Here is a 22334-nt window from a genome sequence, read left to right as displayed (position 1 = left end):
ACGCTTGGGGACCCCAAGCGTCACCGGGGAGCTCCGCACGCCCGTCCCGACTAGCGGTACGAGGCTTAGCCGTCACACACCGGCGTGATCAACGCGACCGGCACCGCCGTGGCCGCACCGGGCGGCTGCCGGTTCTCCGGGCGCTGGTCCTTCGCCGGCGGCCGCACGGACTGAGGCCGGCCGCGCCCGCCGAGAGGACTCCCGGGCGGGCGCGGGAGCTCAGAAGCCGAGCTTGCGGAGCTGGCGCGGGTCCCGCTGCCAGTCCTTCGCCACCGTGACGTGCAGGTCCAGGAAGACCTTGGTGCCCAGCAGGGCCTCGATCTGCCTGCGGGCATCGGTCCCGACCTGGCGCAGCCGCTCCCCCTTGTGCCCGATCACGATGCCCTTCTGGCTGGACCGCTCCACGAAGATCGTGGCGTGGACGTCCAGCATCGGGTCGTTCGGGGGCCGGTCCTCGCGCGGGATCATCTCCTGCACGGTCACCGCGATCGAGTGCGGGAGCTCGTCCCGGACGCCCTCCAGGGCGGCCTCCCGGACCAGCTCGGCGACCAGGGTCTCCTCCGGCTCGTCCGTCAGCTCGCCGTCCGGGTAGAGCGGTGGGCCCTCCGGCAGCCGCGCGACCAGCAGGTCCGACAGCAACCCGACCTGGTCCCCGGACTTCGCCGAGCACGGCACGATGTCCGCGAACTCCATCAGCTCGGTCATCTGGGTGAGCCGCTCGGCGATCTGCTCCGGACGCGCCTTGTCCGTCTTCGTGACGACCCCGAGCACCGGCGTGCGGGCCGCGACCGACTTGAGCTCATTGATGATGAACTCGTCCCCGCGCCCGACCGGCTGGTCCGCGGGCACGCAGAACCCGATCACGTCCACCTCGGCCCACGTCTCACGGACGACGTCGTTCAGCCGGGAGCCGAGCAGCGTGCGCGGCTTGTGCAGGCCGGGGGTGTCGACGACGACGAGCTGCGCGTCCGGCCGGTGCAGGATGCCGCGGATCGCGTGCCGCGTGGTCTGCGGCCGGGACGAGGTGATCGCGATCTTCTGCCCGATCAGCGCGTTGGTCAGCGTGGACTTGCCCGCGTTGGGCCGCCCGACGAAGCAGGCGAACCCGGAGCGGAAGTCCTCCGGCCACGATCCGAACGAGGTCATAGTGGTCCCAGGGTGTCGCCGGTGAGCTTGCTGAGGATCTCGCGCCCGATCGGCAGCGCCGCGGTGGCGGCGGGCGAGGGGGCGTTGAGCACGTGCAGGACGCGCCCCTGTTCGAGGAACAGGAAGTCGTCCACGAGGGTCCCGTCCGGCTTGACGGCCTGGGCACGGACGCCGGCCCCCGCGGGCGTGAGGTGCCGGGCCTCGACCTCGGGCAGCATCCGCTGGATCTGTGTGACCATCGCCGACTTCGACAGCGACCGGTGCACCTCGCCCAGCCCGTAGCGCCAGTGCGTACGCGCCACGTGGAGCATGCCCGGGTACAGCAGGCTGCCGAGCAGTTCCCTCGGCTTGACCGTGCCCCAGGTGTAGCCCTCGCGCGCCAGCGCCAGGACGGCGTTCGGCCCGGCGTGCACGTGGCCGTCGATCCCCCGCGTGGCGTGCACGCCCAGGAACGGGAAGGCCGGGTCCGGGACCGGGTAGATCAGGCCCTTGACCAGCTCGGCGGCGTCCTCGGTGAGACCGGAGTACTCGCCGCGGAAGGGGATGATCCGCACGCCCGGATCGGCGCCCGCGGCCTCGGCCAGCTCGTCGGAGCGCAGCCCGCCGCAGACCACGGCCTGCGCGCCGAGCAGGTCGCCCCGGTCGGTCCGGACGACGACGTCCTCGCTGCGCGGCGCGAGCCCGGTGACGGTGCGGCCGAGGTGGATCTCCCCACCCTCCTTCACCACCAGCTCACCGATCTTCTCGGCGACCAGGCGGTAGTCGCAGATACCCGTCGACGGCACCCACAACGCCTCGATCCCGCGGACGTGCGGCTCGCGCTCCCGCATGCCGTGCGCGTCCAGCCGGTGGGTCTCGACGCCGTTCGCCCGCCCCCGCCGCTCCAGCTCGGCGAGCCGGGGCAGCTCCTGCGGCTCGGTCGCGACGACGAGCTTGCCGCTGACCTTGTGCGGCAGGTCGTGCTCGCGACAGAAGGCGACGGTCTCGGCGCATCCGGCGACCGCGAGCCGCGCCTTGTACCCGCCGGGGGCGTAGTAGAGGCCGGAGTGGATGACGTTGGAGTTGTTGCCCGTCTGGTGGTTCGCGAGCCGGGGCTCCCGCTCCACCACGGCGACCGTCCGTCCACTGCGGACCAGGGCGTGGGCGGTGGCGAGGCCGACGATGCCGCCGCCGACGACCACGACGTCGTAGCGCGGGGTGCCGCTGCTCATGCGGTGGCCAGCACCCGAACGACCTCGCCCCTCGCGTTCGCCACGATGACGGGCGCGGTCGCGGTCAGGTCGCGGACGGCGGCGACGGACGCCTCGTCCGGCTCGCCGTCGGTCACCACCGCGGCGGCCTCCAGGCCCGGCGCACCGCTGGACACGGCCGCGGCGACGGCCGCCTGCAGCGCGGTGAGCCGCAGCGACGGCAGGTCGACGCTGGCGGCGGCGTAGGTCCGGCCGTCCGTGTCGCGGACCGCGGCCCCCTCGGCGGCGCCGGTGCGCGCGCGGGAGGACCGCGCCAGCGTCACGATCTTGGCGTCCTCGGGTGCCAGCTCATCACTGCCGGACATCGCTCTCCTCGCGGGCGGCGGACACGGTCTCGCGCTCCGCCTCGTAGTCGTTCTCGGATTCGGGGGCCGACAGCGGCGTGACCAGCACGGAGGTGATGCGGACGCGGCCGCGGGCGTCCTTGCCGCCCTCGCCGCGCAGGTGCAGCAGGCCCTCCAGGTCGCACTCCGCGCCGGGCAGCGGGACCTTCCCCAGCCGCTGCGCCAGCAGGCCGCCGATCGTGTCGACGTCCGCCTCCTCGATCACCTCGCGCAGCTGCTCCGCGCGCTCGGTGCCGGTGAACTCGCCCGCGAACAGCTCCTGCAGGTCCTCGACCGGCAGCCGGGCGGCCAGCCGCAGGGTGCCGCCGTCCAGCCGCTGGACCTCGGGGACCTCGGCGGTGTCGTACTCGTCCGAGATGTCGCCGACGATCTCCTCGAGGATGTCCTCGATGGTGACCAGGCCCGCGGTGCCGCCGTACTCGTCCACCACGATCGCCATGTGGTTGCGGGTGCGCTGCATGTCCGACAGCAGCTCGTCGATCCGCTTGGAGTCCGGCACGAACACCGGCGGGCGCACGACGTCCACCAACGCGGCCTCCGGGCGCTCCCAGGCCGTGCCGACCAGGTCCTTGAGGTATGCGACGCCCACGATGTCGTCGATGTCCTCACCGAGCACCGGGATCCGCGAGTAGCCGCTCTTGAGCGCCAACCGCACGACCTTCTGCACGGGGGTGTCCCGCTCGGCCCACACGACGTCCGGCCGGGGCTGCATGACGTCCCGGACGATCGTGTCCCCCAGCTCGAACACCGAGTGGATCATCTTGCGCTCGCCCTCGTCGACGACGCCGGTCGTGCTGGCCATGTCGACGAGCTCGCGCAGCTCGACCTCGGAGGAGAACGGGCCCTCGCGGAAGCCGCGGCCGGGGGTGATCGCGTTGCCGAACAGGATCAGCAGCTTCGTGATCGGGCCGAGCAGGGTGGCGATCACCCGGATCGGGGCGGCGACGGCCATACCCAGCGCGTACGGGTGCTGGCGACCGAGCGTGCGCGGCCCGACCCCGATCAGCACGTAGCTGACCACGACCATGACCGCCGCCGCGGTGAGCACCCCCGCCCAGGCGGGCGTGATCCACGTCGCCAGGGCGATGGTGAGCAGGACGGTCGCCACCGTCTCGCCCATCAGCCGCAGCAGGATCAGCAGGTTGAGGTAGCGGGCGCGGTCCTCGACGATCTTCGCCAGCGCCCGCGAGCCCGGCCTGCCCGCGCGGACCAGATCGGCGACCCGGGCGCTCGAGACCGAGGTGAACGCGGCGTCCGCCGCGGCGAAGATCCCCGCGACGGGGATCAGGATGATCGCGACGACGAGCAGCCCTGCGGCGTTCATTCGTCGCTGTCCAGGCCGACCGTACCCAGCACCTTCGCGTCGATCCGGGCCTGCGCCGCGCGGGCGGCGGACTCGGCGCGCTCGGTGCGCCAGTCGTGCAGCAGCCGGTTCTGCAGCGCGAACATCTCGCGCTCCTCGTCCGGCTCGTGGTGGTCGTAGCCCAGCAGGTGCAGGCAGCCGTGCACGGTGAGCAGGTGCAGCTCGTCGTCCATCGTGTGGCCCGCCTTGACCGCCTGGTCCCCGGCGAACGCCGGGCAGAGCACGATGTCGCCGAGCAGTGCGGGGCCGATGTCCGGCGCGTCCGGTCGGCGGGTGTCCTCGGCCAGGTCGTCCATGGGGAAGGCCATGACGTCCGTGGGGCCGGGCTCGTCCATCCACCGCTCGTGCAGCTCGGACATGGCGTCCACGGTCACCGCGGTGATCGCGAGCTCGACCGCGGGGCTGACCCGCATCCTGTCCAGCGCGTACCGGGCGACCGACACGATCAGTGCCTCGTCCACGGCGACGCCGGACTCGTTGACGACCTCGATACTCAACGGTTCCCCTCTTGACGCTTCCTTCGGGGCAAGGGTAGTCGTCAGGCGTCGGGGAGCAGTGCGCGGACCGCCTCCGCATCGGGGGTTGTCCACAGGTTCGGCGGGAGACCCCGCGATTCCCGGACCGCCTGTTTGACCCGGGCGACGGCGGGCGGCGAGACGGACAGCTCCCGCACGCCGAGCCCGACCAGCAGCCCGGTCGCCCGGGGGTCGGCGGCCAGCTCGCCGCAGACGGCGGTGGGGACCCCGGTGCCCGCGACCCGGGCGATCAGCTCCAGGACTGCCGGGTGCAGCGGGTCGGCCAGGGCGCTGAGCTGCGGGTTCCCCCGCTCGACGGCCGTGACGTACTGGGTCAGGTCGTTCGTGCCGATGCTGAAGAAGTCCACGTCCGGGGCGAACCGGTCCGCGGTCAGCGCCGCCGCGGGAACCTCGATCATGATGCCGACCTCGAGTTCCGCGGGGCCCTCCGCGCGCTGCGCCGCGGCCAGGGCCTCGCGGGCGGCGTGCAGCTCGGCGGGGACGGTGACCATCGGGAACATCACGCTGACGGGGGTGTCCCGGGCCGTGCGGACGATCGCCCGCAGCTGCTCGTCCAGCAGACCCGGCGTCCGGAGGGCCAGGCGGAGCCCGCGGACGCCGAGGAACGGGTTCTGTTCCGCGGGGCGCGGGAGGTAGGGCAGCGGTTTGTCTCCGCCGACGTCCAGCGTGCGCAGCACGATCCTCCGGTTGCCGAGCGCGTCGGCGACGGCGCGGTAGGCGGCCACCTGCTCGTCGACGTCCGGGGCCTGGGCCCGGTCGAGGAAGAGGAACTCGGTGCGCACGAGCCCCGCCAGATCGGCACCCGGTGCCGGGTCCGGCTCGGCGCCGAGGTTCACCCCGACCAGGACCCGGACGCCGTCGGGGGTGATCGCGGGCTCGTGCAGCCGGGAGCGGGCCCGGTCCTCCCGCTCGGCCGTGGCCGTGCGTCTGCGGCGGAAGCGGTCGAGGGTCGCGGGATCCGGGTCGATGCTCAGCTCACCGGTCTCCCCGTCGAGCGCGACGACCGTGTTCTCCGCGACCCCGAGCACCGCCTCCCCCGCCCCGACCACCGCCGGAATCCCCCTGGCCCGCAGGATGATCGCGGCGTGCGAGGTCGGACTCCCCCCGGCGACCACCACCCCCGCGGCGTCGATCGTCGCGGCCTCGGCAGGAGTCAGCTCCTCCGCCACCCACACCCCCCGCGAGTCCCCCACCTCCGACGCGCGAGTCCCCCGGTCCTGACGTGCGTGTCGGACATCGGCGTCGCCGGTCGTCCGGGGCGCATCGACGGTGGGGCCCGGTGCGGAGCCGGGGTGGGTCAGGAGGGCGCGGAGCACGTCGTCGCCGACGGCGCGGACGTCGGCGGCGCGGGCGCGGAGGTAGTCGCTCGACAACGACGCCAGCTCGGCCGCGGCCCGGTCGACCGCGGTGGACCAGCCCACGGCGGCGCTCCGGCCTGCGGCGATCGCGGCGCGGGCGGGGTCGAGGAGGGCCGGGTCGGCGAGTATCGCGAGATGGGCGTCGAAGATCGCGGCCTCGGGGCCCGGTGTGGCGTCGCGGGTGGCGCTGATCGAGGCCTGCGCGGTGGCGAGCGCCTCGTCCAGCAGCCGGTGCTCCTCGGCCACGCTCCCCGCGGGCACGTCGGGCACGACGAGGGCGACCGCCCGCAGTATCCGGGCCCGCCCGATCGCGATGCCGGGGGCGCCGCCCACCGGACCATGATCCACCGTCGGGGCGGGAGGCGGTCGTTCGGCGACCGTCGTGCTCCCGACGAGTGGATCACCGGAAGGCGCTTCGCCGAATCCGCGACGAGCCAGGTCGAGCAGCGCCGCCACCGCCTCCCTCGCCTGTGCCCCGCGGGCCCGCACCTCCACCTCGTGGCCCACGCCCGCGCCGAGGGACGCGACCCGGGTGAGGCTCGCCGCCGTCACCGGGCCGCGACCGTTGGTCAGGTCGAGCAGGTCCACGGCAGCGTCGAACCCCGCAGCGGTCCGGGCCAGGAGTGCCGCGGGTCGGGCGTGGAGTCCGTGCGGGGGCGTGACCACGAACCGCCCCACTTCCTGATCGTCGTCCGGGAGCGCGCCGCCGCGCTCAGTGCGGTCCTCGGTGCCGAGGCGCTGGTCGTCATCCGCAGCCGAGGATGCTTCGGTGGGCGGGACGGCCGCGGGAGGCGCCTCGCCGAGCTGGGCGCGCTTCGCCGCGGCGCCCTGCTCCGCCTCCGCCGCGACCGTCGCACGGTCCGCTCCACCCGCCGCGGCCACCACCGCCGCAACGAGCCCCTCCACCAGCGGAGCCGAGCAGAGCAACACCCCGGACGGGTCGTCCACGAACTCGAGCGCGAGCTCGGCGGACAGCACCGCGCTGCCCAGGTCCATCAGGACGACCACTCCGGCCCCGCTGTCCGCCCTGGTCAGGGCCTCGGCGATGGCGGTCGCGTCGGTGCCGAGGGTGTGCTCGTCGAGCCCGGCGGCGACCTCGATCCGCACCTCGTCACCGGGGACCATCTCCCGCGCGAGCCCGGCCGCCGCCTCCCCGAGCGCACGGCTGTGCGACACGACGACCACGCCGACCACGCCGTCACTCACGGGACCCCTCCCTTCGCGGTGCGACCCTCCCCCGCGCCGAGCCCGGTGTCCGAGTCACGGGCCTTGGCGTCGGTCTCCTGAGCAGTGCTGTCGGACTCGCGGTCCGGGCTGTCGGACTCGCGGGCCGGGGGGTCGGTGGGGTGGGCGTCGGGGGTGGGGAGGGCACGGTCAGGGGAGGGTCCGGGCGGCGGTGGCGATGAGGAGGGCGGTGGAGGTGGCGCCCGGGTCCTGGTGGCCCACGCTCCGTTCGCCCAGGTAGCTCGCGCGGCCCTTGCGGGCGAGCATCGGGATCGTCGCGTCCCGACCCGCGTCCGCCGCCTCGGACGCGGCCTGTAGTCCCTCCGCCAGCGAGCCGCCGCCGGCGAGGGCGGTGTCGAGGGCGTCCAGGGCGGGGGCGAGGGCGTCGTACATGGTCTTGTCCCCCGGTTCGGGGCGCCCGCGGGCGACCACACCCTCCAACCCCGCGCGGAGTGCCTTGGCCACCTCGGCGGGATCCAGCGACGTCGCCTCCCCCGCCGTGGTGGCGAAGCGCAGGAAGAAAGTGCCGTAGAGCGGTCCGCTCGCGCCGCCGACCGTGCTGACCAGGGTCATCCCGACTTTCTTGGCCAGCGCTCCGATCGTGTCGAACTGCCCGGCGTCGAGCGCGGCGACCACGGCCGTCATCCCGCGCGACATGTTGATGCCGTGGTCGGCGTCCCCGATCGCGGAGTCCAGGGCGGTCAGCGCGTCCTTGTTCTCCTCGACCACGCCCGCGAAGGCGCGCAGCCAGGCCGTGACGGCGGAGACGTCCGTCATGCGCCCCACCGCAGGCCGGGGGTGGTGACGGGGGCGTCCCAGAGCGAGAGCAGGTCGTCGTCCGCGCTGAGCAGGGTGACCGAGCAGCCCGCCATGTCCAGACTCGTGATGTACGGCCCGACCAGCGACCGTGCCACCCGGACGCCCGCCTTCTCCAGCAGCGCCGCCACCTCGCCGTACATGAGGTAGAGCTCGAGGAGCGGCGTGGCGCCCATCCCGTTGACGAAGCAGATGACCGGGTCCGCGGTGAAGTCGAGGTCCGACAGCACCGGCTCGACGAGCATCTCCGCGATCTCCCGCGCGGGTGCCAGCGGGACGCGGCGTCGGCCGGGCTCGCCGTGGATGCCGATCCCGATCTCCATCTCGGTCTCGGGCAGGTCGAACGTCGGATGGCCCGCCGCGGGGACGGTGCAGGAGGTCAGCGCCATGCCCATGCTCCGACCGCGCTGGTCCACCTTCCGGGCCAGCGCCGCGACCTCGGACAACGGCCGTCCCTGCTCGGCGGCGGCACCGACGATCTTCTCCAGCAGCACCGTGGTCCCGACCCCTCGACGGCCCGCGGTGTAGAGCGAGTCCTGGACGGCGACGTCGTCGTCCACGACGACGGTCTCGACCTCGATGCCCTCCGACAGCTCGGCCGCCATCTCGAAGTTCATGACGTCGCCGGTGTAGTTCTTCACGATGTGCAGGACGCCCGCGCCGCCGTCGACGCCCCGGGTCGCGGCGAGCATCTGGTCCGGCACCGGCGAGGTGAAGACCTCGCCCGCACAGGCGGCGTCCAGCATCCCGGGACCGACGAAGCCGCCGTGCATCGGCTCGTGCCCGGACCCGCCGCCGGAGACCAGCCCGACCTTGCCGCGCACCGGTGCGTCGCCGCGGAAGACGATCCGGTTCTCGTGGTCGATCCGCAGCTCGGGGTGCGCCGCGGCCATGCCGCGCAGGGCCTCCTGGACCACCGCCGCCGGATCGTTGATCAGCTTCTTCATGGAAGGGTCCTCCGTCGCACCCTCGAAAAGCGTTCGACCATGCCGAAAGCTAGTATGACTCCGGTCACTTCACAAGGAGTCGAGCGTGATTCAGTCCGTGGACCGGGCGCTGCGTGTGCTGGCCGTGCTGCAGGGCGCCCGGCGGCGCAGCCTCGGCGAGATCGCCACGGCGATGGGGCTCGCCCCGTCGACCGTGCACGGGATCGTCCGGACGCTGGTCTCGCACGGGATGGTCGTCCAGGAACGGGACTCGGGGCTGTACCGGCTCGGCCCCGCGACGCTGCGCCTGGGCAACGTCTACCTGGACAATCTCGAGCTCCGGGCGCACGCGCAGCCGTGGATCTCCGCACTCGCGGACCGGACCGGGTGCGCGGTGCGGGTGGCCGTCCCGCTCGCGGACGACGTCGTGGTCGTCGCCGCGGCGCCGACCCCGGTCGAGGTGGGGATCGTGATCCCCGCGCACGCCTGCGCGTTGGGCAAGGTGCTGCTCGCGTACGGCGCCTGCACACCCACCGACCGCCCGCGCCGGATGACCGGCGAGACCCAGCTGCCCCCGCGCGACCTGCCCGCGGTGCGGCGCACGGGACTGGCGACCGAGGTCGAGGAGGCGGTGCTCGGCGAGTGCGGGCTGGCCGCACCGGTGGCGACCGCGGACGAGGTGTGCGGCGCGATCGGCCTGGTGGTCCCGGCGGGCGACTGGCCACTGCCCCCGCCCGCCTTCGACGCCCTCCGGCAGACCGCCCGCGCGGTCAGCCGGGAGCTGGGCGCGAGCACGTGGCCGCCGGCCGCCGAGGACGAGGCCGCCTCCGCGTGAGGGCCTGATGATCATCGGACCCCGACGCAGGGATCCGCACCCCGAACCTGCCTGAGAAGCTGCTGATCAGACCCGGGGGCGCGCTCAGCGCTGGGAGCGGCGGGCGGCGCGGTTCTGGGGTGGGCCGGTGCGGGGGGCGGAGTTGCCCGTGCTGCGCAGCTGCGGGCGGTTCTGCTGGTCCGCGTCGAACCGCGCGTAGGCGTCCACGATCTCCCCGACCAGCCGGTGGCGCACCACGTCCTGGCTGGTCAGCTCGGGGAACGCCACGTCCTCCACGCCGAAGAGGATGTCCTGCACCACCTGCAGCCCGGATCGCGCGTTGCCCGGCAGGTCGATCTGCGTGACATCGCCCGTCACGACGATCTTCGAGCCGAAGCCGAGCCGGGTGAGGAACATCTTCATCTGCTCGGGCGTGGTGTTCTGCGCCTCGTCCAGGACGATGAACGCGTCGTTCAGCGTGCGACCGCGCATGTACGCCAGCGGCGCGACCTCGATCGTCCCGGCGGCGATGAGCTTCGGGATGGACTCGGGGTCGATCATGTCGTGCAGCGCGTCGTACAGCGGGCGCAGGTACGGGTCGATCTTCTCGAACAGCGTGCCCGGCAGGTACCCGAGCCGCTCCCCCGCCTCGACCGCGGGCCGGGTGAGGATGATCCGGTTGACCAGCTTGGCCTGCAGCGCCTGCACGGCCTTCGCCATGGCCAGGTACGTCTTGCCGGTACCCGCCGGGCCGATGCCGAAGACGATGGTGTGCGCGTCGATCGCGTCCACGTAGTGCTTCTGGTTCAGCGTCTTCGGGCGGATCGTCTTGCCCCGCCGCGACACGATGTCCAGCGAGAGCACCTCGGCGGGCGACTCCCCGCGCACCGCGGCGATCGCCGGGTCGGCCTCGCCGAGCATCTCGACGGTGCGTCGCACGGTGTCCGAGCCGACCTGCTGGCCGCGCTGGGCCAGGGTGATCAGCTCGGTGAAGACCCGCTCGGCGAACGCGACGTCCCCCGGGTCTCCGGACAGGGTCAGCTCGTTGCCGCGCACGTGCACGTCCGCAGCCAGCATCTCCTCGGCGGTGCGGAGCGACTCGTCTCGCGAGCCGAGCAGCGCGAGCAGCGCGGTGTCCGGGACTGCCATGCGGGACTGGACGGGGTCCGGCTGCGTCACGTGCTCTGGTCGCCTGCTTCCTGTGCCTCGGGGTGTGACCGCAGCGATGATAGCGCCGGCCACCGACAGAACGCGCCCCAGTTGGCACTCCGCCCCGCTCCTCGATCATCACGGGCGTGCGCAACGGCGGGTCCCGGGTCTCCGGGTGGCCGGGGTCGGCCCTGATCACGTGCGGGACGGCGTTGACCACCGGGTGGGCGGTCGGCCCGGGGACACCGCGGCCGATCCGACCGGGCGGGAGCGGATCCGTTCCGCCGCGTGGGACACCCCGGCACCGGAGCGCCGCGACGATCGGGGGGATGACCGCCGCGGCGCGGCCGCCCAATGGCGGCCCCCGCGCCCGGAGGGCGGCGGGGCCGGGTGCTCACCAGGGGGGTGGGTGAGCCGTACGGGAGGGTAGCCCAGGTTCTTGCGCGGTCACACAGTCGGTCCCCCGTGCGCCCGGTCACACCACCGGTCACCGAGCGCGCCGATCGCGCCCAGCGCCACGGCCGCCGCCGTCGACGCGCGCAGCACCTCCGGGCCGAGCCGCACGACCCGGGCGCCCGCGCCGACCAGCAGCTCCAGCTCCTCGTCCGCGATCCCACCCTCGGGCCCGACGACCAGCAGCACCTCACCCGACGGCGGCAGGTCGCCCGCGCGCAGCACGGACGGCGCCGACTCGTGCAGCACCAGGACCCGCCCGGCGAAGGCGGCCAGCTCCTTCGTCGACGCGGGTTCCGCGACCGCCGGGACCCACGGTCGTCTGGCCTGCTTGGCGGCCTCCCGGACGGTCGAGCGCCACTTGGCCAGCGCCTTCTCCCCGCGCGGACCCTGCTCCCACTTCGCGACGCACCGTGCCGCCCGCCACGGCACGATCGCGTCCACCCCGGCCTCGGTGGCGGTCTCCACCGCCAGCTCGGCCCGGTCGCCCTTGATCAACGCCTGCGCGAGGGTGATCCGCACCGCGGGCGCGGGGACCTCGGTGCGGGAGCGCACGGCGAACTCGACCGTGTCCTTCCCGACGACCACGGCCTCGGCGCGCGCGACCGCGCCGCGGCCGTCCGACAGCTGGACGACCTCGCCCACCCGGATCCGCTTGACGGCGGCGGCGTGCCTGCCCTCCGGCCCGTCCAGCAGCACCCGGTCCCCCAGCTCGGGGACCAGGAACAGGGGCGGCGTGCTCATCCCCGGAAGGAGTCCCGCAGCCGCCCGAACAGCCCGTGCCCGTTGTTGCGCGTGGTGAGGTCCGGCTGCTCCTCGCCGCGCAGCTTGGCCAGCTGGCGCAGCAGCTCGGTCTGCTCCTTGTCCAGCCTGGTCGGGACGGCGACGTCGACGTGCACGACGAGGTCCCCGTACCCGTCCACCCGGCCGGTGGAGCGCAGCCGAGGCATGCCCTTGCCGCGCAGCGTGCGCAGCGTGCCGCCCTGGGTCCCGGGCTCGACGTGCAGGTCCTCGGTCGTGCCGTCCAGCATCGGGAGCGGGAGGGTGGCCCCGAGCGCCGCGGCGGTCATCGGCAGCGGGAGCCGGACGTGCAGGTCGGCCCCGTCCCGCTCGAAGACCTCGTGGGCGATCTCCTCGACCTCGACGTACAGGTCCCCGGCGGGACCACCGCCCGCGCCGACCTCGCCCTGCCCGGCCAGCCGGACGCGCATGCCGTCCGCCACGCCGGCGGGGATCCGCACGCCGACGCTGCGGCGCGAGCGGACGCGCCCGTCCCCGGCGCAGATGCGGCACGGCTCCGGGATGACCTCGCCGAGGCCGCGGCAGGTGGGGCACGGGCGCGAGGTGACGACCTGGCCGAGGAACGAGCGCTGCACGCTCTGCACCTCGCCGCGGCCGCCACACGTCTCACAGCCCTGTGGGGAGGTCCCGGGGGCGCAGCCGTTGCCGCCGCACTCCGTGCAGAGCACCGCGGTGTCCACGGTGAGCTCGCGCTGCACGCCGGTGGCGCACTCCTCCAGGGTGAGCTGCATCCGGATCAGCGCGTCCGCCCCCGGCTGGACCCGGCTGCGCGGACCGCGCCCGCGGCCGCCCGCCGAGCCGCCGAAGAAGGCGTCCATGATGTCGCCGAAACCGAAGGCGCTGAACGGGTCCCCCGCTGCGCCCCCACCGCCGCGGCCGTTGTCCAGCGGATCCCCGCCCAGGTCGACGATCCGGCGCTTCTCCGGGTCGGTCAGCACCTCGTACGCCGTGCTGATCTCGGCGAAGCGCTCCTGCGCCGCCGGATCCGGGTTGACGTCCGGGTGCAGCTCCCGGGCGAGCCGCCGGTAGGCCCGCTTCAGTTCGGCGGCATCGGCGCCCTGTTCGACGCCGAGAATGCCGTAGTAGTCGCGTGCCACCCTCTGGTTCCCCATGAATCCTTCTGCTCGTACGGGATCTAGCGTCCTGCCAGGATCTCACCGACGTATCGGGCGACGGCATGCACCGCCGCCATGGTGCCCGGGTAGTCCATCCGGGTGGGCCCCACGACACCCATTCCGCCCACCACCGTGCCCGGCCCGTAGCCGATCGACACGACGGACGCGGTGTGCAGGTCGACCGACTCGTTCTCCTCGCCGATCCGCACCGTGACCAGGCCGGGGTCCTGCGCCGCGGCCAGCAGCTTGAGCACCACGACCTGCTCCTCGAGCGCCTCGAGGACCTGCCGCAGCGACCCCGGGAAGTCCGCGGTGTTGCGCGTGAGGTTGGCCGTGCCGCCCAGCACCAGGCGCTCCTCGGGATGCTCGACGAGCGTCTCGATCAGCACCGTGGACAAGGTCACCACGACGTCCTTGAGCTCCGCGGGCGCGGTCTGCGGCAGCTCGGCCACCCGGGCGGAGGCCTCGGCGAGCCGCTGCCCGACGAGCGCGGAGTTGATCATGCTGCGGAGCCGTGCGGTGTCCTCCTCGGTCACCACCTGCCCGAGGTCGACCATGCGCTGGTCCACCCGGCCGGAGTCGGTGATCAGCACCAGCATCAGCCGCGCGGGCGTGAGCTGGACGACCTCCAGGTGCCGGACCGTGGAGCGGGTCAGCGTGGGGTACTGCACGACGGCGACCTGCCGGGTCAGCTGCGCGAGCAGCCGGACGCTGCGGCGCAGCACGTCGTCCAGGTCGACGGCGCCCTCGAGGACGCTCTGCACCGCCTGGCGCTCGGCCTTGCTCAGCGGCTTGACCTGCGCGACGCGGTCGACGAACAGCCGGTAGCCCTTGTCGGTGGGGATCCGGCCTGCGCTCGTGTGCGGCTGGGCGATCAGGCCCTCCTCCTCGAGCGCGGCCATGTCGTTGCGCACGGTCGCGGAGGAGACGCCGAGGTTGTGCCGGTCCACGATCGCCTTGGAGCCCACCGGCTCCTGGGTGGAAACGTAGTCCGCGACGATCGCCTGGAGGACCGCGAAGCGGCGGTCGTCGGAGTTCATCGTCGCACCTCCTCGGGCGTCGTCGGGTGTTCGTCCAAGTCTAGGCGTTCGGGACGGTTCGCCGCCTGTGATGCTTGCGCCGGGTCGGCTCAAGGATTTGGCTGGCGGGGTGCTGCTGCGCCAGGAGACGCTCGACGGGATCGTCGCGGGCCGGGTGACGTGCGCCTTCCGCCGGTGGGAGCGGCCGCGGGTCAAGGCGGGCACCCGGCTGCGAACGCCGGTCGGGGTCGTCGCGGTCACCGACGTCACCCCGGTGAACCCGGCCGAGCTCACCGCCGAGGACGCCGAGGCGAGCGGGCAGACCCTCGCCGACCTGCAGGCCATGCTCTCCCGCAGCACCGGGGAGGTCTGGCGGATCGCCCTGCACGCCGACGGCCCCGATCCGCGGGTCGCGCTGCGGTCGACCCCGGTGACCCCCGCGGACCGGGCCGCGCTCGACGCCCGGTTGGCCCGCCTCGACCGGACCCGCCCGTGGACCGCCGAGACCCTGGCGATCATCGCCGCGCAGCCCGGGGTCCGCGCCCCGGACCTGGCCGCGCAGCTCGGGCGGGAGACCGCGCCGTTCAAGCGGGACGTCCGCAAGCTCAAGGAGCTGGGGCTCACCGAATCGCTGGAGGTGGGCTACCGCCTCTCGCCGCGCGGGGAGTCGTACCTGGCGCCCTGAGCGGCGGGGACCGCGAACCCCCGCATGGTCGCCGCGTCCGTCCCGACCAGCCTGAACAGCGTGGGAGCTCAGCGGAGGATCAGCATGATGCGGTCACGGTAGCCACCCGCGCCCCTCATGCAACACGTGTCGCGTCAACGCGGCGATGAGCGGCTCGGGGTCCGGGTCGTCCTCGGGAGCCAGCAGGACCACCGCGTCCGCACCCGCGGCGGCGAAGCGGTCGACGGCGGCGCGGGCGTCCTCGGGCGTGGTCTCGACGAACACCACGACCTCGGCCGCGCCCTCGATCCCGGCCCCGCTCCGGGCGGCGTCGACGGCGTTGCGGGCGGTACGGACCGACTCGGGGGTGGCGACGGCGTCGAGCAGGAGGCCGTCGGCGACCTCGCCCGCCAGCCGCACGCTCCGTGGGCCCCGGGCACCGATCAGCAGGGGCGGGACGTCCGGGACGGGGTCGTCGAGCGCGACGGCGTCGAGGTGGACGTAGCGGCCCCGGACGTCCAGCCGGTCGCCGTCCAGCAGGCCGCGGACCGCCGGCGTGTACTCCCGCAGCAGGGTCACCGGCGACTCCGCGCGGGCGCCGACCCGGCCCATCCAGTCCTGTACGCCGTGGCCGAGCGCCGGCAGGAACCGGCCGGGCCAGTGTCGCGATCTCCATGGCCGCGAGCGCGGGGTTGCGCAGCGGCACCGGCAGCAGGCCGATCCCGACGCGGAGCCGCTCGGTCCAGGCCAGGGCCACCGTCGCGGCCGTCAGGCCACCGTGGAGGAAGCAGTCCTCCCACAGCCAGAGCTCGTCCAGGCCCGCGGTCTCCGCGAGCCCCGCCACCTCCCGCAGCCGCCCGATCGACGACTGGGGCCGGAACACCACACCGGTTCGCACGCCCCCCACCTCATCGGATCGCGGCCCCCTCCGCACCTCGGACACACGCGGGGTTCACGGCCGCTCGGCCAGGGTGGGGTCGAGATGGGTGCTCCCCGGGTGACGGCTCAGGTCACGAGGCGCTGGGTGCTGGTGGCCGCCGGCACCGCGGTGCTCGTCGGCGCGGCCGCCGTCACGCTGCCCGCCGCCGCCTCGGCCGCCCCCGAGGACCTGCGGGCGCGGATCCTCGCGGGCGTGCCCCCGCACGAGGGCTACGCCGAGAGCACCGGGCGGCTCGGGCTGCCGGAGATCGCGGCGTTGGAGCAGGTCACGGCGTTGCTCAGCGGCGTGACCCGGCTGCGGGTGCGGTACGCGGGTGCGGACTCGTGGCGGGTCGACGAGCTCACCCCCGCCGGCGAGCGCGACACCTACCGCCTGGCCGGGCGCGAGTACGTCTGGGACTTCGGCGCGAACCAGCTCACCGTCGTCGAGGGCGAGACGCCGGTCCGGCTGCCGCGCCCGGCCGACCTGGTCCCGTCCGAGCTGGCCCGACGGCTGGTCTCGCTCACCCGGGCCGATCCCGTCGCCCCGATCGACGCGCGCCGGGTGGCCGGGTTCGACGCGGCGGGCTTCCGGGTCTCCCCCGCCGACCCGGACACGACCGTCGGCCGGATCGACGTCTGGTGCGACCCGACGTCCGGCCTGCCGCTGCGCGTCGAGGTCGCCGCCCGCGGGCAGGACCTCCCCCTGTTGTTCACCGAGTTCCGGGAGGTCGCCCTGACCACGCCCGACATCACGGTGCCGACCGCGCCGCCGGGTGCGGGCTCGGTGACCGCCCAGGCCGCCGACCTCGCGGGGGCCCTGCGCCAGCTGGACGCGGCGCCGCCCCCGCCGCGGCTCGCGGGCCGCGACCTCGTGCCGTGGGGCGGGGAGCTGCCGGGGGTCGGCGTGTACGGGACGGGGGCGTCGGGGTTCGTGCTGGTCCCGGCCTCGCGCGGGGTCGCCGACCGGGTGGTCGACGGGGCGCCCGCCGCCGGCGGGACCGTCGTCGAGGTCCCGGTCGGACGGGCGGCGATCCTGACCACGCCGCTGCTGTCCGTCGCCGCGCGGGGCGGGATCCGACGCGGCGGCGTGCTGGTCGCCGGGACCGTCGCCCCCGCGGTGCTCGAGCAGGCGCTGCGCGAGCTGCCCGGGCGGCGCGCATGAGCGACATCCTGTCCACACAGGACCTGACGAAGCGCTTCGGCCGGGTCGTCGCGGTGGACGGGGTGTCGTTGGCCGTCCGGCGGGGCGCCCGGTTCGGCCTGTTGGGACCCAACGGCTCCGGCAAGACCACGCTGGTCCGGATGCTGCTCGGTCTGGTCCACGCGACGTCCGGCTCGATCGAGGTGCTGGGCGAGCCGATGCCCCGGCGGGCCTCGTCGGTGCTCCCGCGGGTCGGGGCGCTCGTGGAGGGTCCCGCGGCGTGGGGGCACCTGTCGGGGCGGGCGAACCTCCGCCTGCTCGACGCGGCGGGCCCCGGCCGGGCCCGCCACCGGCGGCGGCGGGTGGACGAGGCGCTGGAGCAGGTGGGGCTCGGCGGCGTCGACCGACGGCCGGTGCACGCCTACTCGCTGGGGATGCGGCAGCGGCTGGGCATCGCGGCGGCGCTGCTGCGCGGACCCGAGCTCCTCCTGCTGGACGAGCCGACCAACGGCCTGGACCCGCGGGGCATCCAGGAGATGCGCGCCCTGCTGACGTCGCTGAACGAGGCGGGCACGACCGTCGTGCTGTCCTCGCACCTGTTATCCGAGGTGGAGGCGCTGTGCACCGCGGTGGGCGTGATGGACCGGGGCAGGCTGGCCCTGACCTCCGAGATCGCGGCCCTGCAGACCCCGACCGGCCGGATCGTGGTCCGGACGCCGGACGCCGCGGGGGTCGTCGGCCTGCTCGACGGGCGGGTGGTCGGGCGGTCCGGTGATCTCGTCACGGTGACGGGGACGGATCCCGTGGCGCTCAACGCCCGGCTGGTCGCGGCGGGGGTGCCGGTGAGCGGGCTGGTCGAGGAACGGCGGACGTTGGAGCAGGTGGTGCTGGAGGTGACGGGCGCGGGATCGGACCGGGTGGACGGGCGTCCGGAGGCGGCGCGGCAGGGCCCGGGACCGGGCGCGGGAGGGCCGCGGTGATCGGCGTCGAGCTGCGGTTGCTGCTCCGCAAGCGGCGCGTCTGGCTGTGCTGGGCGCTGCTCTGCGCCCTGCCCACACTCGTCGCCGTCCTGCTCGCGACCACCCGGCTGGCCCCGCCGCCCGGGCGCGGCGGCGCGTTCCTGTCCGCCGTGGTCAGCAACGGCCAGATCTTCCCGGCTGCCGCGCTCGCCCTCGTCATCCCGGTGTTCCTGCCGATCACGGTGGCGATCGTCGCCGGGGACACGATCGCAGGCGAGGCCTCGGCGGGCACGCTGCGGTACCTGCTGGTGCGACCGGTCGGGCGGTTGCGGCTGCTCGTCGCGAAGCTGGTGTCGATCGCGGCGTTCGTGCTGCTCGCGGTGCTGTTCGTGACCGTGGTGTCGTACGTCGTCGGGGTCCTCGCGTTCGGGTTCGGCCCGGACGCCACGCTCGGTGGCGGAGGGAGCATCCCGTCGCTGTCCGGGGTCGAGCTGACCCCCGCGGACGTCGCGTTCCGGACCGCGGCGACCGTCGGCTACCTCGCGCTGTGCATGCTCGCGCTCGGCGCCGTCGGGCTGTTCCTGTCGACCCTGACCGACTCCCCGCTCGCCGCGGCACTGGGGGTGTTGGCGCTGGTGGTGGCCAGTGTCGCGCTCCAACCGCTGGATGCCGCGGCCGCGATCGAGCCGTACCTGCCCACCGAGCACTGGCTGGACTGGATCGACCTCTACCGCGACCCGATCCTCTGGACGAACGTCCGCGAAGGCGCCCTCGTGCAACTGGGTTACGTGGTCGTGGCCTTCGGCGCAGCCTGGGCGAACTTCGGGACGAAGGACGTCACGACCTGAGCGGGTGTTGCGTCACGACCGCACGTTTCGTGCTCTCAGGGCTGCATGATCGCCGTCTGCGTGCACTCGGACACGGCGCGACCCGCGGGCGAGCACACGATCACGAGGTCGTTCCACACCCCGCGCCCCCGAGGTCGATCGGCGCCGCGCCGAGACCGCGCAGGACCAGGCCCGCGACCGTGCCGTCCGTGGGGAGGCCGGAGTGCGACACGCGCGCTCCCGGACAGACCTGCTGCACCTCGACGTTGGTGGCGCCCCCGAACCGGGCGGTGTCCGGGGGTGTGGAGGTCTCGTCGTCCGCGGTGAAGATCGACAGCCACGGCACCTCCGCGCCGACCCCGGCGATCTCCCGCAGCTCCGCCGAACCCGGGGCGAGCTGGCGGCAGGCCGCGGGGCAGGCGTCGGGCGCCTGGGTGGCCGCGGCCGCGGCGAGCGTGGTGCCGTTGAGCGGCGAGCCCATCGTGACGATCCGGCGGGCCTTCGCCGCGCCGTCGTCCCGCGCCACCCACAGCCCGGCCACGACCCCGCCCGCGCTGTACCCCACGACGTCGACCGACGGCGCGCCCGCGGCCAGCGCGGCGTCCGCGGCGGCGTCGAGCACCTGGACCTGCGCGGACAGGTCCCCGGTGCCGTCGCCGAGCAGGGTCAGCACCTCGGCCTGACGACCGGTCGCCTCGATCCGCGTGGCCAGCCGCAACAACCCGTCCCGCCCGCCGCCGTACCCGGGGACGAGCAGCACGGGGCCCGGACGGTCCTGCGCCGGCCGGGCGTCCGGGTCGACCGACGGCCCGGCCGACCCGACGACCCGCACCCCGACGACCACCGCCACCACGAGGACCACCACCGCCAGCACCGCGACCAGCACCCGACGGCGTGGACTCACCGTCTCACCCCTCGACCGACGCGGACGCGGAGGCCGAGCCCGGCCGGCGGATCGATCCCTCCGGCTCGCGCCCCGCCCTGTCCCACTCGCGCGCCGTCCTGTCCGACTCGCGCCCCACCCTGTCCGACTCGCCCCTCGCCACGTCGGACTCGCGGGGTGCTTTGTCCGACTCGCGTGTCGGAAACGGGAGACTCGCGCGTCGGGAGTGGGGGACTCGCGGACTGCGACGACCCGGAACGCGACTCGGCCGGAGCACCGCTCATGCCGGAGCGGTCTCCGAGGCCAGCAGCAGGTCCTGCACCACCCGGTCCGCGAGCAGCCGCCCCCGTCGGGTCAGCACCGCCCGTCCGTCCCCGATCTCGAGCAGACCGGACGCGGCGGCGCGGTTCGCCTCGTCGCGGGCGGCGTCGTCCAGCAGCCCCAGGTCCAGCCCCGACGCCAGCCGCAGCCGCAGCATCACCCGCTCGGTGTGCCGCTCCTCCGCGGTGAGCACCTCGTGGTCGGCCTCCGCGGAACCGGCGGCGACCGCGGTGGCGTACCGCGCCGGGTGCTTGACGTTCCACCAGCGCCGCCCGGCCAGGTGCGAGTGCGCCCCTGGGCCGACGCCCCACCAGTCCCCGTCCAGCCAGTAGCCGAGGTTGTGCCGGCACTCGGCCTCCGGCGAGCGCGCCCAGTTCGAGACCTCGTACCAGCGCAGACCCTCGGCGGAGAGCAGGTCGTCGACGAGCTCGTAGCGCTCGGCGGCGACGTCGTCGTCCACCGGCGGCAGCTCCCCGCGGGCGACGCGCCGGGCCATCGCCGTCCCGTCCTCGACGATCAGCGAGTACGCCGACACGTGGTCCACCCCCGCCGAGAGCACCGCCTCGACCGAACCGCGCAGGTCGGCGACGGTCTCGCCCGGCGTCGCGTAGATCAGGTCGAGGTTGACGTGCTCGATCCCGGCCGCGCGCGCCTCCCGCGCGGCGTCGACGGCCCGGCCGGGCGTGTGCCGCCGGTCGAGGATCCGCAGGACGTGCGGCGCCGCGGACTGCATCCCCAGCGACACCCGTGTGTACCCCGCCTCGACGAGCCCGGCGAAGAACTCCGGTGACGTCGACTCCGGGTTGGACTCGGTCGTGACCTCCGCGCCGGGGGCCAGCCCGAACTCGTCGCGGATGGTGGCGAGCACGGCACCGAGCCGCTCCGCACCGATCAACGACGGCGTCCCCCCGCCGACGAACACGGTGTCGACGGGCCGCTCCCCCACCACCGCACGGGCCTGGGCCAGCTCGGTGCGGACGGCGGCCAGCCACCCGTCCGGCGACGCGCCGGACCCCGCCAGCTCGGACGCGGTGTAGGTGTTGAAGTCGCAGTACCCGCACCGGGACGCGCAGAACGGCACGTGCACGTAGATCCCGAACGGTGGCCTGCTCACCCCTCCACGGTACGGCGACCACCGCGGCATGCGACTTCCAGACCACCGGCAGCTCGCCGAGGTCGGCCGCACCCGCAACAGGAGGACCCGACAGCCGTCCTCCTCCCGGTCAACCCGACCGAGTGAATCACCGGATGCGGTTCACAGGTGCCGGATCCGGCACTTCCGAACCGCAGAACGTGATCACGGAGGGTGCGTCATCGACCCGGGGCGTCGCGCAGCTGCGCCCTTGGCCCGGGCGGCCTGCTGCAAGGCCGTCTCCCGCGCCTCGGCGGCCTGGCGGAGCGCCTCCTCGCGCGCCAGAGCAGCCTGTCGACGCAGCTCGGCGGCCTGGCGCAGGGCGACCTCGCGCAGCTGCGCAACGCTGGGGCGCGCCGCGGGCGGTGTGTCGGCAGGTCGCGCTATCGGAGCCGGCGACACCGGTGGTGACGGCACGGCCGGTCCCACGGGCGGCGAGGCGGCCGATCCTGCGGGCGGCAACGCCGTTGCCGGGGCCGGGGCAGCCGGGGCAGCCCCGTCGGCAGGCGGTGACGGAGCGACCGGCTGCGGCTCGACGGGTGCAGGCGCCGCGACCGCCGGCTCGGAAGGTTCCGCAGTGGCCTGCGACGGAGCGCCCGGAACGGGGAGACCCCGAGCGTGCGAACCGCGGCCGGTGTCCGACTCGGGAGGCGCGGGGTCGGACTCGCGGGGCGTGCGGTCGGACTCGCGGGCCGTGGGGTCGGACTCGCCGGCCGTGGGGTCGGACTCGCGGGCCGCGGTGTCGGGCTCGCCGGCCGTGGGGTCGGACTCGCGGGGCGCGGGGTCGGACTCGCGGGGCGTGGGGTCGGACTCGCGGGGCGTGGGGTCCGGCCGGCGGGAGGGTTGGGCGGCCAGGGTCGCGGTCTCCGACGGGGTCGAGGTCGCGACCACGGCCCACCCCGCGCCCCCGCCCACGAGCAGCACGAGGACGGCTGCCAGCACCGTGACGACGCCGCGGCGACGACCCGGCCCCGCGCGGTCGACGCGCAGGAGGGTCGCCGCGGGGATGCGCTCGCCTCCCGGCCGGTGCCGCATGGGTCCTCCTCCGACGTTCACCCGGGAGGATGACCCTGTCACAGCACTCGGAGCAACGCACGCCGCCGGCCCGGGAGCACCGCCACCTCCGGACGGCCCGCCCCCGCGACACGCACGACGGACTCGGCGAGGCCTGC

The 22334-nt window shown here is 74.6% G+C and carries 20 protein-coding genes and 1 pseudogene; 5 read left to right on the top strand and 16 right to left on the bottom strand.

The window, feature by feature from the left end; translation table 11 throughout:
* Positions 1 to 219: 219 nt before the first annotated feature.
* The 8 genes from era to dhaK all read right to left on the bottom strand — a co-directional run bounded on the left by era (position 220) and on the right by dhaK (position 8984).
* The gene (era, locus tag ABD993_RS36115) at positions 220 to 1146 is read right to left on the bottom strand and encodes a GTPase Era (RefSeq protein WP_345428825.1); all 927 of its coding nucleotides are present in this window, start codon (positions 1144 to 1146) and stop codon (positions 220 to 222) included.
* Positions 1143 to 2357: an L-2-hydroxyglutarate oxidase gene (lhgO, locus tag ABD993_RS36110; RefSeq protein WP_345428823.1), complete on the bottom strand. Its 1215-nt coding sequence runs from the start codon at positions 2355 to 2357 to the stop codon at positions 1143 to 1145. Before lhgO ends, era begins: the two co-directional genes overlap by 4 nt.
* Positions 2354 to 2701: a cytidine deaminase gene (locus ABD993_RS36105; RefSeq protein WP_345428821.1), complete on the bottom strand. Its 348-nt coding sequence runs from the start codon at positions 2699 to 2701 to the stop codon at positions 2354 to 2356. Before ABD993_RS36105 ends, lhgO begins: the two co-directional genes overlap by 4 nt.
* Positions 2688 to 4064 (bottom strand): hemolysin family protein, encoded by a 1377-nt coding sequence (locus ABD993_RS36100; RefSeq protein WP_345428819.1) that lies wholly within the window; start codon positions 4062 to 4064, stop codon positions 2688 to 2690. Before ABD993_RS36100 ends, ABD993_RS36105 begins: the two co-directional genes overlap by 14 nt.
* Positions 4061 to 4600, bottom strand: a complete 540-nt coding sequence (gene ybeY / locus ABD993_RS36095; RefSeq protein ID WP_345428817.1) for an rRNA maturation RNase YbeY — start codon at positions 4598 to 4600, stop codon at positions 4061 to 4063. The genes ABD993_RS36100 and ybeY overlap by 4 nt, the downstream gene beginning before the upstream one ends.
* A 41-nt stretch (positions 4601 to 4641) precedes the next feature.
* A complete protein-coding gene (gene ptsP / locus ABD993_RS36090) occupies positions 4642 to 7203 on the bottom strand; it encodes a phosphoenolpyruvate--protein phosphotransferase (protein ID WP_345428815.1) in 2562 nt (853 codons plus the stop codon).
* 168 nt (positions 7204 to 7371) lie between these two features.
* Positions 7372 to 7998, bottom strand: a complete 627-nt coding sequence (gene dhaL, locus ABD993_RS36085; protein WP_345428814.1) for a dihydroxyacetone kinase subunit DhaL — start codon at positions 7996 to 7998, stop codon at positions 7372 to 7374.
* On the bottom strand, positions 7995 to 8984 hold the full coding sequence (gene dhaK, locus ABD993_RS36080) for a dihydroxyacetone kinase subunit DhaK (protein WP_345428812.1): 990 nt from the start codon (positions 8982 to 8984) through the stop codon (positions 7995 to 7997). Before dhaK ends, dhaL begins: the two co-directional genes overlap by 4 nt.
* 85 nt (positions 8985 to 9069) lie before the next feature.
* Between dhaK and ABD993_RS36075 the strand changes: the two genes are divergently transcribed.
* Positions 9070 to 9798, top strand: a complete 729-nt coding sequence (locus ABD993_RS36075; RefSeq protein WP_345428810.1) for an IclR family transcriptional regulator — start codon at positions 9070 to 9072, stop codon at positions 9796 to 9798.
* 84 nt (positions 9799 to 9882) lie between these two features.
* On the opposite strand, the gene ABD993_RS36070 is transcribed toward ABD993_RS36075, so the two are convergent.
* From ABD993_RS36070 to hrcA, 4 genes are all read right to left on the bottom strand, one after another.
* Positions 9883 to 10956 carry a PhoH family protein gene (locus ABD993_RS36070; RefSeq protein ID WP_425569245.1) on the bottom strand — a complete coding sequence of 358 codons (1074 nt, stop codon included), beginning with the start codon at positions 10954 to 10956 and terminating at the stop codon, positions 9883 to 9885.
* Positions 10957 to 11373: 417 nt separating this feature from the next.
* The gene (locus ABD993_RS36065) at positions 11374 to 12123 is read right to left on the bottom strand and encodes a 16S rRNA (uracil(1498)-N(3))-methyltransferase (RefSeq protein WP_345428806.1); all 750 of its coding nucleotides are present in this window, start codon (positions 12121 to 12123) and stop codon (positions 11374 to 11376) included.
* Entirely contained in the window at positions 12120 to 13277 is a 1158-nt protein-coding gene (gene dnaJ / locus ABD993_RS36060; RefSeq protein ID WP_345428911.1) for a molecular chaperone DnaJ, read from the bottom strand. The genes ABD993_RS36065 and dnaJ overlap by 4 nt, the downstream gene beginning before the upstream one ends.
* 38 nt (positions 13278 to 13315) lie before the next feature.
* On the bottom strand, positions 13316 to 14335 hold the full coding sequence (gene hrcA, locus ABD993_RS36055; RefSeq protein WP_345428804.1) for a heat-inducible transcriptional repressor HrcA: 1020 nt from the start codon (positions 14333 to 14335) through the stop codon (positions 13316 to 13318).
* Between the two features lie 109 nt (positions 14336 to 14444).
* Here hrcA and ABD993_RS36050 point away from each other — a divergent pair, with 109 nt between their 5' ends.
* Entirely contained in the window at positions 14445 to 14999 is a 555-nt protein-coding gene (locus ABD993_RS36050) for an ASCH domain-containing protein (protein ID WP_345428802.1), read from the top strand.
* Positions 15000 to 15092: 93 nt separating this feature from the next.
* Here the strand turns inward: ABD993_RS36050 and ABD993_RS36045 are convergent.
* A pseudogene (locus ABD993_RS36045) lies at positions 15093 to 15822 on the bottom strand (LLM class flavin-dependent oxidoreductase).
* Between the two features lie 138 nt (positions 15823 to 15960).
* Here ABD993_RS36045 and ABD993_RS36040 point away from each other — a divergent pair.
* The 3 genes from ABD993_RS36040 to ABD993_RS36030 are packed head-to-tail and all read left to right on the top strand — an operon-like array spanning position 15961 to position 18847.
* Positions 15961 to 17061: a LolA-like protein gene (locus ABD993_RS36040; RefSeq protein WP_345428800.1), complete on the top strand. Its 1101-nt coding sequence runs from the start codon at positions 15961 to 15963 to the stop codon at positions 17059 to 17061.
* Positions 17062 to 17066: 5 nt separating this feature from the next.
* Complete coding sequence (locus tag ABD993_RS36035; RefSeq protein ID WP_425569249.1) at positions 17067 to 18020, top strand: ABC transporter ATP-binding protein; 954 nt, start codon at positions 17067 to 17069, stop codon at positions 18018 to 18020.
* Positions 18017 to 18847, top strand: coding sequence for an ABC transporter permease (locus ABD993_RS36030; RefSeq protein ID WP_345428796.1), 831 nt, complete (start codon positions 18017 to 18019; stop codon positions 18845 to 18847). Before ABD993_RS36035 ends, ABD993_RS36030 begins: the two co-directional genes overlap by 4 nt.
* Before the next feature lie 100 nt (positions 18848 to 18947).
* Here the strand turns inward: ABD993_RS36030 and ABD993_RS36025 are convergent, their stop codons facing one another.
* The 3 genes from ABD993_RS36025 to ABD993_RS36015 form a co-directional block, all read right to left on the bottom strand.
* On the bottom strand, positions 18948 to 19730 hold the full coding sequence (locus ABD993_RS36025) for an esterase/lipase family protein (protein WP_345428794.1): 783 nt from the start codon (positions 19728 to 19730) through the stop codon (positions 18948 to 18950).
* A 259-nt stretch (positions 19731 to 19989) separates the two neighbouring features.
* On the bottom strand, positions 19990 to 21174 hold the full coding sequence (gene hemW / locus ABD993_RS36020) for a radical SAM family heme chaperone HemW (protein WP_345428793.1): 1185 nt from the start codon (positions 21172 to 21174) through the stop codon (positions 19990 to 19992).
* 153 nt (positions 21175 to 21327) lie between these two features.
* Positions 21328 to 22197, bottom strand: coding sequence for a hypothetical protein (locus ABD993_RS36015; RefSeq protein WP_345428791.1), 870 nt, complete (start codon positions 22195 to 22197; stop codon positions 21328 to 21330).
* Between the last annotated feature and the right edge of the window lie 137 nt (positions 22198 to 22334).

The organism is Pseudonocardia xishanensis (genome assembly GCF_039541715.1).
GTDB lineage: Bacteria > Actinomycetota > Actinomycetes > Mycobacteriales > Pseudonocardiaceae > Pseudonocardia > Pseudonocardia xishanensis.
This window is presented reverse-complemented; position numbering and strand designations above follow the sequence as displayed.

What these genes read in the sequence shown, in the direction of transcription:
- era (WP_345428825.1), bottom strand. Translation starts at nt 1,146, where the DNA reads ATGACCTCGTTCGGATCGTGGCCGGAGGACTTCCGCTCCGGGTTCGCC.
- lhgO (WP_345428823.1), bottom strand. Translation starts at nt 2,357, where the DNA reads ATGAGCAGCGGCACCCCGCGCTACGACGTCGTGGTCGTCGGCGGCGGC.
- ABD993_RS36105 (WP_345428821.1), bottom strand. Translation starts at nt 2,701, where the DNA reads ATGTCCGGCAGTGATGAGCTGGCACCCGAGGACGCCAAGATCGTGACG.
- ABD993_RS36100 (WP_345428819.1), bottom strand. Translation starts at nt 4,064, where the DNA reads ATGAACGCCGCAGGGCTGCTCGTCGTCGCGATCATCCTGATCCCCGTC.
- dhaL (WP_345428814.1), bottom strand. Translation starts at nt 7,998, where the DNA reads ATGACGGACGTCTCCGCCGTCACGGCCTGGCTGCGCGCCTTCGCGGGC.
- dhaK (WP_345428812.1), bottom strand. Translation starts at nt 8,984, where the DNA reads ATGAAGAAGCTGATCAACGATCCGGCGGCGGTGGTCCAGGAGGCCCTG.
- ABD993_RS36065 (WP_345428806.1), bottom strand. Translation starts at nt 12,123, where the DNA reads ATGAGCACGCCGCCCCTGTTCCTGGTCCCCGAGCTGGGGGACCGGGTG.
- hrcA (WP_345428804.1), bottom strand. Translation starts at nt 14,335, where the DNA reads ATGAACTCCGACGACCGCCGCTTCGCGGTCCTCCAGGCGATCGTCGCG.
- ABD993_RS36040 (WP_345428800.1), top strand. Translation starts at nt 15,961, where the DNA reads ATGGGTGCTCCCCGGGTGACGGCTCAGGTCACGAGGCGCTGGGTGCTG.
- hemW (WP_345428793.1), bottom strand. Translation starts at nt 21,174, where the DNA reads ATGCCGCGGTGGTCGCCGTACCGTGGAGGGGTGAGCAGGCCACCGTTC.
- ABD993_RS36015 (WP_345428791.1), bottom strand. Translation starts at nt 22,197, where the DNA reads ATGCGGCACCGGCCGGGAGGCGAGCGCATCCCCGCGGCGACCCTCCTG.